This is a genomic window from Streptomyces puniciscabiei (assembly GCF_006715785.1).
In the GTDB taxonomy this organism is placed as follows: Bacteria; Actinomycetota; Actinomycetes; order Streptomycetales; family Streptomycetaceae; genus Streptomyces; species Streptomyces puniciscabiei.
In genome coordinates this window covers 16,377-29,728 of record NZ_VFNX01000004.1, presented here as the reverse complement: position 1 = coordinate 29,728, position 13,352 = coordinate 16,377, and the positions used below count along the sequence as shown (strand labels likewise).

Genomic DNA, 13,352 nt, shown 5'->3' with positions numbered 1-13,352 from the left:
TTCCCTGTGTCAACGGGGGCAGGGAGCCCCCCTCTGGGAAGGCGGACAGCGGCCGGGCCCCAGGTGGGCGTGGTCCGTTGCTCGAGCGGTGCCCCGCATCCCTCGTCCGTGGGAGGGACCGGCGACGCTCAGGGCTCCTCCTCGACCACGTGCACGGCTGCCTCTTCCGCGCCCGCCGCTCCCCCGTCGACGCCCACGTCCCGCGCGACCTCCTCCTTGGTGGTGTCGGTGTGCGCGCCCTCGTCGGGGGCGACCAGGCGGCCGGCCCGGGACGCGCCGGCCTGGGGGTCGAGGGGCTCGCCCTCGCCGCCGGGCAGGTCCCCGATGTCGTCGCCCGGTGGCACGGTCGCCTCCGGCACCTCCTGGCGGAGCCGTTCGTCCAGGGTCTCCCCGGCGTGCTGCTCGGCGGCGGTCGTGCCCTGCTTCGTGACAGCGAGGGGGCGTTCGGGCGGGGAGTAGCCCTCGTCGAGGACGTCGTCGTAGGTGCGCTCGTCGACCGCGTCCTGGAGGTCCAGGGGCCCGGCGTCCTCCTGTTCCTCGTTGGTTCCGGTGGGCTGGTAGGCGTCGTCCGCCATCGGGGTCTGCTCGGACTGCTGGTCGCTCATGGTCGCCTCCCTCTGGGCTCGCGGGCGGTCCCGGTCCGCGTTTCCCGGAAGCGCGGCGTTAACCCCGCCGGTCCTGAGGGTCAGGACCCCGACTGCTCCGCCGGGGCGAGGCTCTGCGTCCACTTCTCCTCGATCCGGCCCGCCTTCCACACCAGCAGGGCGATCGCCCAGGTGGCGAAGAACAGGCCGACGATGACGAAGCCGACGGTGTTGAGGTCGAGGCCGGAGATCCAGTCCCAGAAGGCGCCGTGCAGGCCGAGCTCGTCGGCGAGGAGGCCGAGGAGTTCGACGGTGCCGATGATGAGGGCGACGGCGACGGACAGGCCGGTGATGGTGAGGTTGTAGTAGACCTTGCGGACCGGCTTGGAGAACGCCCACTCGTAGGCGAAGTTCATGAACGAGCCGTCGATCGTGTCCAGCAGGGACATGCCGGCCGCGAACAGGACGGGCAGGCAGAGGATCGCGTACCAGGGCAGGCCCGAGGCGGCGCCGGAACCGGCGAGGACCAGCAGGGCGATCTCCGTCGCGGTGTCGAAGCCGAGGCCGAACAGCAGGCCCAGCGGGTACATCTGCCACGGCTTGCTGATCGAGCCGGTGACCCGGCCCAGCAGGCGGTTCATGAAGCCGCGGTTGTTCAGCTGCGTCTCCAGCGCGGCCTCGTCGTAGGCGCCGGAGCGCATCTGCCGGAACACCTTCCAGATGCCGGCCAGGATGACGAGGTTGATGCCCGCGATGAGGTAGAGGAAGGTGCCGGAGACCGTCGTACCGATCAGGCCGGTGACCTGGTGCAGGTGCGAGTTGTCGTTCTGGACCGGTCCGGCCAGGGCCTTCATGCCGAGCGAGAGCAGCAGGGAGAGCCCGAAGACGATGCTGGAGTGGCCGAGGGAGAACCAGAAGCCGACCGACAGCGGGCGCTGTCCCTCCCCCATGAGCTTGCGGGTGGTGTTGTCGATCGCCGCGATGTGGTCGGCGTCGAAGGCGTGCCGCATGCCGAGGGTGTAGGCGGTCACGCCGATGCCGATGCCGAAGGACTCCTTGCCCACGCTGAAGTGCTGCGGCGCGATGATGCCGACCAGGGTGCCCCAGCCGATGATGTGCAGGGCCAGCACGAAGCCCGCCATCCCGCCGACCCTGATCCACTCCTGCCGCGTCATGGAGCCGCGGACACGCTGCCAGGCCGAGCGCTTGGCGTCGGCCTGGACGGGGAGGGACGGAGCGGAACCAGGGGCGGCCGTCATCGGGAGGGTCATCCTTCGGTGGTGCGGGTACGGCTGCGCAGCACAGCCTGGTGCCATCTTCCCGTACTTGCAAATGGTGTGCAGTACGCGGGGGGTAAAGGCGACGGCAGGCCTTTCCCATGAAGAGGAAAAGACCTGCCGTGGTTGTCGGGGTTTGAGTGGATCCGTCAGGCGGAGAGCATGCCCCGGCCCAGCCAGTCCTCGGTGTCCCGGACGCCGGGCAGGGCGAAGAAGTAGCCGCCGCCCGTCGGGGAGATGTAGTCCACCAGGGGCTCGTCGATCAGGCGGGTCTGCACGACCTCGAACTGGCGCTTGACGTCCTGGTTGTAGCAGCAGAAGACCAGGCCCATGTCGAGGTTGCCGACGCTGTCCACGCCGCGGTCGTAGTTGTAGCCGCGGCGCAGGATGCGGGAGCTGTCGGTATCCGCCCTGCGCGGGTTGGCCAGGCGGATGTGGGCGTCCAGCGGGATCGCGGTGCCGTGCGGGTCCTTGGCGTAGTTGGGGACGTCGGTCTCCTTGGCGCCGTCGAGAGGCGCGCCGGTGTCCTTGCGGCGGCCGAACATCTTCTCCTGCTCGGTGAGCGAGACCCGGTCCCAGAACTCGACCAGCATCCGGATGATCCGGATGACCTGGTAGCTGCCGCCCTTGGTCCACGCCGGCTCGCCCTGGCCGTCGCCGACCCAGATCAGCTTGTCCGTCTCGCGCGCGGAGGTGACGTCAGGGTTGGCGATGCCGTCCTTGAAGCCGAGCAGGTTGCGCTGGGCGCCGGTGGGGCGCGGGGCGTTCTGGAAGCCGTCGATGCGCCACTTGATCTGCATGGCACCGCGGGTGTGCCGGGCGATGTCGCGCAGCGCGTGCAGCACGGTGTCCGTGCTCTGGGCGCAGATCTGCAGGGACAGGTCGCCGTGGCACTCGGCGGCGTTCAGGTTGTCGTTGGGGAAGGTCCGCATCGGGGTGAGCCGGGCGGGCCTGGCCTTGGCCAGGCCGTAGCGGTCGTCGAAGAGGGAGGCGCCGACGCCGACCGTGACGGTGAGGCGGTCGGCGGGGACCTCGGGGCCGAGGATGCCGTTGTCGGAGGGCGGCGCGCCGACGCCCAGGTCCGTGGGGGTCCCCCCGGAGGTGAGGAAGCGGGCCCGCTCCGTGATGGTCCGAAGCAGGTCGGTCAGGCCCTTGCGGTCGTCGGCGATGACGTTCAGGGAGACGAACGTGGCGGCCGCCGGCGCGGGAGTGATGATCCCGGCCTGGTGGGCGCCGTGGAAGGGGACCTTGGCCGAGCCGTCCGGGCCACTGCTCTGGGCCTGGGCCGTGCCGCCGCTCTCGCCGAGGGCGAAGCCGCCGCCGGCCAGGACCGCTCCGGCGGCACCGGCGCCCAGCGCGGTCCGCACGAAGGAGCGGCGGGCAGGGCCGACGGGGCAGGCCGACGGTTCGGCAGTGGACATCGCGGGGTTCCCTTCGGGGTGCGGGTGCGCGGACTTCATCGGACGGGCTTCGGTCATCAGGCGGACTTCCGGATCTCGAGCAGGTCCGGGATCGGGGCGAGGTCCTCCAGCAGCTGGCCGGTGGCGCCGTTCAGCCGTTGCCGGTCGGCCTGGGCGAGCCGGTCCACGGGCGTCCAGCGGGTGCCGTCGTGGGCGGCGTCCAGGAGCTTCTGCACGCGGGCGATGTCCGCGTCGACCGTCGGGAGCAGCTTCGGGGCGCGGCTGGCGAGCAGCGGCCTGAGCACGGTGAGCAGCTCGCGGGTGCCGCTGAGGTTGGCGTCGGCGGTGGCGAGGTTCGTGCCGCTGCCCTCGTCGGTGTCGCCGGTCAGCTCGAACTGGAGGGTGTTCTCCAGGATCTCGTGCGCGCGCAGCGGCAGGTCGCCGGGGTCGAAGTCCTGACCCGGGAAGGCCTTCTGCAGCCCGGCGGCGTCGGCGGCGAGCTGCCGGGCGGGGGCGGTCAGGTCCCCCGCGGACTGGCCGTGCCACAGGCCGTACTCGAGGCGGAGGAAGCCGGTGAAGTCCTTGTCCTGCTCACCGTCCGGCAGTCCGTCGGCCCGACCGTCGATCTTCTTGTCGTAGTCCTCGAAGGTGCCGTAGGCGGCGCCGAGGGAGGCGTAGGTGCGGTGCGCGGTGAGCCAGTCCGTGCGGGCCTTGTCCAGGTGGCCGTGCTCGATGTCGTCGGCCAGGGTGCGAGTCTGGGTGACGAGGGTGCCCAGGCCCTGGCCGACGTACGCCTTGTACGCCTTCAGGGGGGTCGCGAGGTCCTGTTCGGAGACGGGGACGACGGGCTTGGCCGCGCCGCCGCCGCTGACGGTGACCGCCCTGGAGGTGACGGCCTTGCCGCCGGTGGGGACGCAGCGCCAGGCGTAGGTGCCGCCGGCGACGGTGGCGACGAGGTCGCGGGTGGTGCCGGGGGCGAGGCCCTCTATCTCGCCGTAGACCGCGCTGGTCGACGGGTCGATGAGGTACACCTCGGAGGTCTTGCCGCCGGTGTTCTGCATCTGGAAGGTCTGCCGGCCGGGCTTGGGCGCGGTGAAGCCCTTGCCGCACTCGGTCTCGGAGACGGCGACGGTCTGGTCACCGGCGGGCTTGGGCTTGGCGAGGGCGACGACCAGTCCGGCGACCACGGCGGGTACGGCGACCACGGCGGCGGGCAGCACCCAGACCGGCCGCTGCCGCTCGGGCCGGCCGGCCTTCGGCTCCTGCCCGGGGCGTTCCTTCGCCGGCTTCGGAGCCGTGGCCCGCACTCCGCGCACGAACAGCGTCATCACGACGGCCAGGTAGGCGACGTAGGCCACCACCTGGAGCCAGGTCATGGTGGGGGTGAGGTTGAGGACGCCCTGGACCAGGGTGCTGTACCAGGAGCCGGCGTCGACGCTGCTCGCCAGGTCGACCGCGTAGGCCGTCTTGCCGGGCAGCACGCCGCCCTCCTGCAGGTCGCGCAGGCCGTAACCGAGGACGCCCGCGGCGATGACGATCAGGACGGCGCCGGTGGCGGTGAAGAACTTCGTCAGGTTGATCTTCAGCACCCGCCGGTACAGGCCCCAGCACAGGGCCGCCGCGAGGACGAGGCCGATGGCAGCGCCGGTCAGCGGTCCGGCCGACTCACCGGCCGCCTGCGCCGTGGTCCACAGGAACAGGGCCGTCTCCAGGCCCTCACGGCCGACCGCGAGGAAGGAGGTGAGGATCAGCACGCCGGAGCCCATCGCGAGGGCACCGGTCACCTTCTCCTTCAGCTCGCCGGAGAGGCTGCGGGCCGAGCGGCGCATCCAGAACACCATGGCGGTGACGAAGGCGACGGCGATCACGCTGAGGATGCCGCCGAACGCCTCCTGGGCGGTCTGCGGCATGGACGCGGCGGTGAAGGTGAGCACCGCGCCGAAGCTCATCGCCACGGCGACGGCGGCCAGGACACCGGTCCAGACCTGGGCCAGCCGCGAGCGCGCCTCGGCCCGCACCAGGGTGGCGACCAGGATGGAGACGATGAGTCCGGCTTCGAGTCCCTCCCTGAGTCCGATCAGGAAACTCGGAAACGCGTCGTCCCACATGCCCTGCTGCCCTCCCAGTTAGTTAGTGAAGGCATACCTTACCTTCGCGACCATGATGACGATGACCATGTAGGCGTCCGGTCATGCGTAGGCAATGGCAAGGCAAAGTCCGGGAACGTTCGCCACTCTCGATTCGTTTGTGGTCCGATAGACCGTCTACAAATGTGTAGTCGGATCTTCTCGGAACCGAAGCCACAGTCGAAGGAAAGGGCGTACGGCGATGGCCACTCCCCCACATCTGGCGTCGCAGCTCGCGGTCAACGTGCTCGACGCCCACTCGCTGCTCGCCGCCTTCGGCGTGCTCGGCGTCGGCGTAGTGATGTTCGCCGAGACCGGCCTGCTGATCGGGTTCTTCCTTCCCGGAGACTCCCTGCTGTTCACGGCGGGGCTGCTGTGCACGGGCAAGTCCGACAGCGGGGTGCACCTCTCGCTCGGGCCGCTGCTCGTCGCGGCGGCCGTCGGCGCGCTGGCGGGGGCGCAGTGCGGGTTCCTGCTCGGCCGGAAGGCGGGCGGCGCGCTGCTGGCCCGCAGCCGCTCGGCCAAGCTGCGCGAGGGCGCGCAGCGCGCCGAGGAACTGCTGGAGCGGTACGGACACGCGAAGGCGATCGTGCTGGCCCGCTTCATCCCCGTGGTGCGCACGGTGCTGAACCCGCTGGCGGGCGCGCTCGAGGTCCCGGCCCGGACCTTCACCCTCTGGCAGGTGGCGGGCGGGCTCGTGTGGAGCCTCGGTCTCACGCTGGCCGGATACGCGCTGGGCTCCTCGATCCCCAACGTCGACAAGTACCTGCTGCCGGTGATCGCACTGATCGTCGTCCTGTCCCTGCTCCCGCTCGCCGCGGAGCTGCTGCGCTCCCGCAGGGCGGCCAAGGGGGAGGCCCGCTGATGCTCCCCGCCCTGTCGGGCTCCTCGGTCGACGGCACCGTCACCGTGTGGCCGGCCGCCGAGGACCGGCCGTCCCGGAACCCGGCCTTCCGTACCCCGGCTGCGTGTCCCGCGCGGGGCGACCGGGCGTCGCCGAGCAACCACACGGCCGTCGCCATGACCGTCCCGCGCCGCCTGCCGGGCGGCCTCGCGGGGCGGCCGACGGGCACCCGGCCGCACCCGCTGCCGGTGACGGGAACCCCATGAGGCCAGGGAACCTCGCCGAGCGGGCGGGCACGGTGGCCCTGGGCTCCTGGATGGCCTTCGCCGCGCTGGCCGCCGTGCTGGTGAGCGACCAGGGCGACCCGCTCGGCCTGGACCACGGGCTGCTGTCCTGGTCCGTCGGGCACCGCCCGCCGGTCGCGCTGGCGATGGCCCGCGGCCTGACCGCCACGGGCACGGGTGTCGTGCCGTACGTCCTGGTGGTCCTGGCCGGACTCATCGCGGGCCGCACCGGGCGGCAGCGGCTGGTGGCCGTGCTGCTCGGCGTGGTCTGCCTGGGCGCGGGCCAGGCGGTGCGGTACGGCGTGATGGAGCTGGTCACCCGGGCCCGGCCGCCCCGGTACGACTGGCAGACCCACGCCTCCGGCTGGTCCTTCCCCTCCGGTCACACCACCACGGCCGCGCTGACGGCGGGACTGCTGATGACGGCCCTGTGCCTGCGTGCCCCGCGCGGCAGGACCGTGCTGTGCCTGCTGGTCGCGTGCTGGGGGGCGGGGGTCGGGCTGACCCGTGTCTTCCTGGGCGTGCACTGGTTCACCGACGTCGTCGGCGGCTGGCTGCTCGCCGTCGGCTGGCTCGGCCTCTTCGTCTGCGCGGTGGCCCGGTGGCTGCCCGGGCGACACGTCCCCCGTGCCCCGGAGCCGGGCACACCCCACCCGAACGACGCGGCCGACGGGCCGGTGGAGAGAGATGCGCCCCAGGATCCTCATCGTCGAGGACGATCACGCCCTGCGTGACGTGCTGCGCCGTGGTCTGCAGGACGAGGAGTTCGACACGGTCTGCGCCGGCGACGGCGCCACCGCCCTGCGGCTGGCGACACCGGACGTGGCCGCCGTCGTGCTGGACGTCGGCCTGCCCGACGCCGACGGCCGCGACGTCTGCCAGGCGCTGCGGGCGGGCGGCTTCCTCTCCCCGGTCCTCTTCCTGACCGCGCGTCAGGGACTGGCGGACCGCCTGTCCGGTTTCTCGGCCGGCGGGGACGACTATCTGCCCAAGCCCTTCCACCTCGCCGAACTGGCCGCCCGGCTGCGCGCCGCGCTCCGCCGGTCCGCGCCCCCGGCGGTCCCGGCCGCCGCGGACGGACTCGTGCTGGACGCCGTCCGGCACAGCGCCACCGTGTCCGGCCGCCGCGTCGATCTCACGCCGACGGAGTTCCGGCTGCTGGCGGCGCTCGCCGCGGCCGGCGGGGAGCTGGTGCGCCGCCGCGAACTGCTGCGTGCGGGCTGGCCGGAGGGGGCGCAGGTCAGCGACAACACGCTGGACCAGTATCTGACCCGCCTGCGCCGCAAGCTGCGTGCGGCGGGCAGCGAGCGGACCATCGCCACCGCGCGGGGGATCGGCCACCGACTGGCATGAGGCCGCCGTGCAGCAGGCGATCACCGCTCGCCCACCTCGCGCGACGCGCCCTGCGCGGCCGGGCGCGGGTACGGGACCTCCGGTGACCGCTCCCGGACACCGGCGCCTGGATCCGCACGGGCGGCAGCCCGCTCGAGCGGCCCCCGTCCGGGGCCGAGGCGCTCACCCGCGCCGCCCATGCCCCGGCCTCGCGCGGTGGGCGCCGTTGCGCCACGGTGCAGGGCCGCGACACGGTGCGGCTGGACGCGGAGCCGGTGCCCGGTGCGACGGCACGGGCCACCGGGCCACGGCGCCGGACACGGGGATGCTCGCCCGCATCTGCACCCCCGACCCGGCCGGCGGTGGGTCGGGGGTGCGTGCGGTGTCCTCGCGGGCTGAACACCCTGCCCCGCCCCTGACCACCGGCGGCCGGTCCGCGTCACCCGGGTCACCATCAGGAGGACGCCCAGGCCGAGGATGACGGAGGAACAGCGCGCTGGTGATCACGGTGCCCAGGCCCAGACCGCCGTCTCCGGCGGCGATGGCGGCGGCGAACAGCACGGCGACCCAGTACACGCCGGCGCGGTAGGCCCGGATGCGGAACCGCACCATGAGCACGACCGCGAGCAGCGCGCTCATCGGCAGCGAAACTCGGGCCTCTGATGCAGTCAGGGCGCGGCGTGCGGCCCGTCCGGGCGGGCGGTGCGCTGCCGGACCGTCTCGCGGCTGAGTTCCTCGGTCTCCGTCTCCGGCAGCCGCTCGAAGCCGTCCGCCGTGATCACGGACACGACGGGGAAGATACGGCGGTTCACATCGGGGCCGCCGGTGGCCGAGTCGTCGTCGGCCGCGTCGTAGAGCGCCTGCAGTGCGGCGAGGACGGCCTCACGCCGGGTCAGCCCCGGCCGGTACAGCTTCTTCAGGGCGCCGCGGGCGTACGGCGAGCCGGAGCCCTCGGCGTAGAAGTCGTGCTTCTCGTACAGGCCGCCGGCCGCGTCGAAGCCGAAGATGCGGCCGCGGCCGCCGTCGGGCGCGGTGAGGTCGTACCCGGCGAGCAGCGGGACGACGGCGAGGCCCTGCATGGCCTGGGCGAGGTTCTGCCGGATCATGGCCGCGAGCCGGGTCGCCTTGCCGGCCAGGGTCATCGGCGTGCCCTCTATCTTCTCGAAGTGCGTGAGCTCGACCTGGTAGAGCCGCACCATGTCGACGGCGAGGCCGACGGTGCCGGCGAAGGCGACGGCCGTGTAGTCGTCGGCGGGGTGCACCTTCTCCAGGTCGCGCTGGGCGATCAGGTTGCCCATGGTGGCCCGGCGGTCGCCGGCGATCAGCACACCGTCGCGGTAGGTGAGGGCGAGCACAGTGGTGCCGTGCGGGAAGCGGTCGGGGGCCATGCGTGCCCCGGCGGGCAGCACGGGCACGGTGGGCAGCAGCCCGGGCCGGTGCGCGGCCAGGAACTCGGTGAAGGACGACGTCCCCGGCGTGAAGAACGCCTCGCCCGGCAGCCCCGCTGTGTCGTTCCCCGACATGGCTCTCCCCCTCCTGTGCGGCATGCGACACCCGACTCCTACCAGGGGTGGGCGTGCGGGAAACTCCCCGCCCCTCACAGGGCTTTGCGCCGCACCAGCACCCCGAGGACCAGCAGCCCCGGAAGCAGGGGCAGCCACACGGTCAGCAGCCGGTACCCGAGCACTGTGGAGGCGGCGGCCGCGCCGGGCGCGCCGGAGACGGTGAGGGCGAGGGCGAGCGCCGCGTCCAGGGAGCCGAGGCCGCCCGGGGTGGGCAGCAGGGCGGCGGCGCTGCTGGCGGCGAGGTAGAGCAGGGCCACCTGGAGCGGGGGCAGGGGCAGTTCGACCGCCTGGGCGACGGCGATGACGACGAGGGAGTGCAGCGCGGCGAAGGCGAGGCAGCCGCCCCACAGGGCCACGGCTCGCGCGGGGCAGGTGTGCAGGGCGCGGATGTCGGCGAGCACGGCCGTGAGGGCCCGGCGGCAGCGCGCCCACCAGGGGGTGGCCGGCAGGGCGGCGAGCAGCACGAGTGCGCCGAGGGCGACGGCGAGGGTCGTCGGGGTGGGGTGCGGCGGGCGCAGCAGTCCGGGGCAGGCGGGGGCGAGCAGTGCGATCAGGGCCAGGCGGACCATGGCGCCGGCGGTGGCCTTGACGGCGAGGGCGCCGGCCGAGCGTCCCGCGGGCAGGCCGCAGCGCATCAGGAACCTGAGGTTCACCGCGCCCGCGCCCAGCCCGGCGGGCAGCAGATGGTTGGCGGCGGAGGCGGCGAACTGGGCGGCGACCAGCCGGGATCCGGGCAGCCTTCGCAGCACCGCGCCTTGCTGGGCGAGCGCCGAGGCCGCCCAGGTGCCGAGGGCCGCGGTCGCGCCGACCAGCAGCCAGCCCGGGTCTGCGCCGGCCAGCCGCCCGGCCCCGCTCTCCAGCGCGGGCCAGTGCCGGCGGGCCAGGTACAGCCCGCCGAGCAGGACGGCGAGCAGGACACCGGCGTGCCAACGGGCGTGCCGGCGGCCCGGGAACGTGAAGAGGTCCGGCGGGGACGCCGGCGGCCGTCCCCTGGTGCCCGGCGGGGACGTCATCGGCCGCCCCCGGGTACGGCGTAGTACAGCCGCTGTCCGCCCAGCGGTTCGGACGGCCAGTCGCGGGCGTATCCGGGCGGCCGGGTTCCGTCGGGCACCAGCGCGGCGACCGGGATCCGCCGGGCGGTCCGGAGGATGGCCTCCTCCGTGCTGTTGGCGTTGTGCCCGGCCGTCGCGGCCGAGGAGCAGCCGGTGTAGAACGCGACCGGGATGGCCCCGTCCCCGGTGAGCAGGCAGGGCGGTCGGACGCCCAGCCGGTGCAGCGCGTCGGCCGTGCGGGACCAGCCGCGGTGGGCCTCGGTGGTGCCGTCGACCGTGTTCTCCAGGACGGCCAGCTGCACCGCGAGGTGGCCGGCCAGTCCGAGGCACAGCAGTGTGGCGACGACCGGCCGCCAGGGCCCGCGCGGCGCCGTGACCAGGTACGCCAGCGCGCCGGCGACCGGGAGCGCGAGCAGGGCGTAGGCCGGCAGCAGGAAGCGCGGTGCGGCGTAGCCGATCATGAACAGATACGGGAAGGCGGCGGTGGCCGCGCAGGCGAGCGGCAGCAGCGTGGCCGTCGTCCGCCGGGCTCGGACGGCGACGACGAGCCCGAGCACGGCGAGCAGCGGCAGGACGAACCACCAGACGGTGACCACCGGGTTGGGCAGGGCGCCGGTGCACGGCCGGCACAGCGCCCGGCCGCCGAGGCTGCGCACCTGGTCGACGACGGCGAGGTGCCAGCCGAGGCCGCCCTGGATCTCCGAGCCCTCGGACATCCGGCGCAGCAGGCCGCCGTAGTCGGCGTACGCCTCGATCACCCACTCGGCGCTGCCGCCCGCGAGCCCGGCGAGCAGGATCGCGAGTGCCCGCCAGTGGCGGCGTGCGAGGCCGAGGGCGAGCAGCGGCAGCACCGCCCATACGGCGTCCATGGGCCGCATCAGGGCCATGAGCGCGGCACTCGCCGCCAGGCCCCACAGGGCGCCGGGCCCGGCTCGTGCGGCGCGGGCGCGCAGGAAGCAGGCGACGGCGGCCAGGGCGCCGACGGCGACCCAGTAGTTGGGCATGGCCTGCGGGCCGTAGAACAGGGTGACCCACAGGGAGGCGAAGAGGGCGCCGGCGAGGGCGAGGACGCGCGCCGGGAACAGGCCGCGCCAGGCACGCAGGGCCAGGTACAGGGCGAGGCCGGACAGGACGGCGAGGTAGATCCGCAGCAGTGCCGTGGAGGTGGACCAGGAGGCGACGGGCGCGACGAGCAGGGAGACGCCCCGGGCCCGGGGTGCGCTGAAGAAGGCGGCGGGGGCCTGGGGACTGACCTGGCTGACGTACACCGTCTCGTCCCAGCCGAGGCCCATGCCGGGCCGGACCAGGAGGAGTTGGGCCAGGGCGAAGGCGGCGGCCACGGCCGCGAGCGGGGCGGTGGAGCGGACCGCCCGGGTGCCGCGGGACGTGCGCGGTGAGCGTGAGCGCCGGAATCCGGCGAGTGTGGCGTGCGCGCTGCCGGCCATCATCACCCCTCTGCCCCCGCGGCGTGCGGGGACCCTTGCCACCCTACAGCCTGTAGGGCTGGAGACGGGAGTCGGGGAAAACACCGCCAAACTACCCCGAACCCCAGCCCTTTGCCGGGGGGATGGGGCCATCCGGCCGACGGCACTACGCGCTGTAAGGTTGGGGCATGGCTGGCACAGGGTCCCGCGGCAGGGCGGAGCGGCGCAGCGCCGGTGAGCTGGAGAGTGAGGTGCTGGCCGCGCTCTGGGCCACCGAGCGGCCCCTGACCCCGGCGGAGATACAGGCCGAGATCGACGGGGCGCTCGCCTACAACACGGTGCACACCATCCTCAAACGCCTGTACGACAAAGGACTGGTGCTGCGGGACGCCGACGGGCGGCGCGGCGCGTACCGGCCGGCCAAGAACGCGGCCGAGCTGACCGCCGAGGCGATGCACGAGGCCCTGGACCGGGGCCCTGATCCGATCGCCGCGCTCCAGCAGTTCGTGACCGGGCTGAGCCCCGAGGAGGAGCGGGCGCTGCGCGAACTGCTCGCCGGAGGCGGCGCATGAGGTTCGACGTGTACACCCCGCTGGTGCTGTCCCTGCTGCTGTCGGTGGCCGGCCCGCTGATCGCCCGCCGGGTCGCCCCGGCGCTCGCCGCGCGCGTGCTCACCTCGGCGGCCGTGCTGACGGCCGCGGCCACCACCTGGTCGCTGCTCCTGCTGGCCGCCGCGCTCCTCGGGGACGCCCCGCCGGTGATCCGCGAGGCCCGCGAGGACGGACATCCGGTGACGGATCCGGTGCCCGGGGCGATCGGCCTCGCCGCCTGCCTGGCCCTGGTGGCGATCGCCGTACGCATCACCCGGGCCGTACGCGCCGAGCGCCGCACCCGGCGGGCCCTGCACCGGCTGTGCGCGGGACACCCGGCGGACACCGAACTGGTCGTCGCCGCCTCCGAGGTGCCGCAGGCGTTCGCGATCCCGGGCCGGCCGGGCCGGATCCTGGTCACCTCGGGGCTGCTGCGCGCCCTCGAGCCCGCCGAGCGCCGGGTGCTCCTCGCCCACGAGCGCGCCCATCTCGCCCACCGGCACGGGCCGCTGGTCGCGGCGGCGACGCTCGCGGCGGCGGCCGACCCGCTGCTCGGCCCGGTGCGCAAGGCCGTCGGCTTCCTCGTGGAGCGGTGGGCCGACGAGCAGGCGGCGACGACGGTCGGCGACCGGCGCACCACCGCCCGCGCGCTGGCCCGGGCCGCACTCACCGCCGGCCCCTCCCGCACTGCCTGCGCCCTGCACTTCACCGACCGCGCGGTCACCCGCCGCATCGCGGCCCTGCAGACCAGCCCGCCCCCACGCCTGTGGCCGGCCGCGGCGGCCGTCCTCCTCCTGGCCGCCCTCGCCGCGCTGCTGGCCGCGGACGCGACGGGCGACCTGCTGCGGCAGCTGTCGGGCGCCCTGAGCTGAAA

General features: G+C 74.0%; 13 protein-coding genes. 6 read left to right on the top strand and 7 right to left on the bottom strand.

Features of this window, described 5'->3' with window-relative positions:
- Positions 1–128: 128 nt before the first annotated feature.
- The 4 genes from FB563_RS38065 to efeU form a co-directional block, all read right to left on the bottom strand.
- Complete coding sequence (locus FB563_RS38065) at positions 129–605, bottom strand: DUF5709 domain-containing protein (protein WP_055709361.1); 477 nt, start codon at positions 603–605, stop codon at positions 129–131.
- 80 nt (positions 606–685) lie between these two features.
- Positions 686–1,843 (bottom strand): Nickel transporter NicT, encoded by a 1,158-nt coding sequence (gene nicT / locus FB563_RS38060; protein ID WP_208766333.1) that lies wholly within the window; start codon positions 1,841–1,843, stop codon positions 686–688.
- Between the two features lie 167 nt (positions 1,844–2,010).
- The gene (gene efeB, locus FB563_RS38055) at positions 2,011–3,282 is read right to left on the bottom strand and encodes an iron uptake transporter deferrochelatase/peroxidase subunit (RefSeq protein ID WP_055710315.1); all 1,272 of its coding nucleotides are present in this window, start codon (positions 3,280–3,282) and stop codon (positions 2,011–2,013) included.
- Between the two features lie 56 nt (positions 3,283–3,338).
- Positions 3,339–5,369: an iron uptake transporter permease EfeU gene (efeU, locus tag FB563_RS38050; protein WP_055710314.1), complete on the bottom strand. Its 2,031-nt coding sequence runs from the start codon at positions 5,367–5,369 to the stop codon at positions 3,339–3,341.
- Between the two features lie 220 nt (positions 5,370–5,589).
- Here efeU and FB563_RS38045 point away from each other — a divergent pair, with 220 nt between their 5' ends.
- Genes FB563_RS38045 through FB563_RS38030 form a run of 4 tightly spaced genes read left to right on the top strand, consistent with a single transcriptional unit; the run spans position 5,590 to position 7,868 of the window.
- Positions 5,590–6,252, top strand: a complete 663-nt coding sequence (locus FB563_RS38045) for a DedA family protein (protein ID WP_055710313.1) — start codon at positions 5,590–5,592, stop codon at positions 6,250–6,252.
- Positions 6,252–6,497: a hypothetical protein gene (locus tag FB563_RS38040; RefSeq protein ID WP_055710312.1), complete on the top strand. Its 246-nt coding sequence runs from the start codon at positions 6,252–6,254 to the stop codon at positions 6,495–6,497. Before FB563_RS38045 ends, FB563_RS38040 begins: the two co-directional genes overlap by 1 nt.
- Positions 6,494–7,249 (top strand): phosphatase PAP2 family protein, encoded by a 756-nt coding sequence (locus FB563_RS38035; protein WP_055710311.1) that lies wholly within the window; start codon positions 6,494–6,496, stop codon positions 7,247–7,249. The genes FB563_RS38040 and FB563_RS38035 overlap by 4 nt, the downstream gene beginning before the upstream one ends.
- Positions 7,203–7,868 (top strand): response regulator transcription factor, encoded by a 666-nt coding sequence (locus tag FB563_RS38030; RefSeq protein WP_055710310.1) that lies wholly within the window; start codon positions 7,203–7,205, stop codon positions 7,866–7,868. Before FB563_RS38035 ends, FB563_RS38030 begins: the two co-directional genes overlap by 47 nt.
- Before the next feature lie 647 nt (positions 7,869–8,515).
- On the opposite strand, the gene prcB is transcribed toward FB563_RS38030, so the two are convergent.
- The 3 genes from prcB to FB563_RS38015 form a co-directional block, all read right to left on the bottom strand.
- The gene (gene prcB, locus FB563_RS38025) at positions 8,516–9,370 is read right to left on the bottom strand and encodes a proteasome subunit beta (RefSeq protein ID WP_055710309.1); all 855 of its coding nucleotides are present in this window, start codon (positions 9,368–9,370) and stop codon (positions 8,516–8,518) included.
- Between the two features lie 74 nt (positions 9,371–9,444).
- Positions 9,445–10,425, bottom strand: coding sequence for a lysylphosphatidylglycerol synthase domain-containing protein (locus FB563_RS38020; protein WP_142219212.1), 981 nt, complete (start codon positions 10,423–10,425; stop codon positions 9,445–9,447).
- Entirely contained in the window at positions 10,422–11,909 is a 1,488-nt protein-coding gene (locus FB563_RS38015; RefSeq protein WP_055710389.1) for a hypothetical protein, read from the bottom strand. Before FB563_RS38015 ends, FB563_RS38020 begins: the two co-directional genes overlap by 4 nt.
- Before the next feature lie 167 nt (positions 11,910–12,076).
- Here FB563_RS38015 and FB563_RS38010 point away from each other — a divergent pair, with 167 nt between their 5' ends.
- Both FB563_RS38010 and FB563_RS38005 read left to right on the top strand, forming a co-directional pair.
- Positions 12,077–12,460 (top strand): BlaI/MecI/CopY family transcriptional regulator, encoded by a 384-nt coding sequence (locus FB563_RS38010; RefSeq protein ID WP_063797171.1) that lies wholly within the window; start codon positions 12,077–12,079, stop codon positions 12,458–12,460.
- Complete coding sequence (locus FB563_RS38005) at positions 12,457–13,350, top strand: M48 family metalloprotease (protein ID WP_055710385.1); 894 nt, start codon at positions 12,457–12,459, stop codon at positions 13,348–13,350. The genes FB563_RS38010 and FB563_RS38005 overlap by 4 nt, the downstream gene beginning before the upstream one ends.
- Positions 13,351–13,352: the final 2 nt, after the last annotated feature.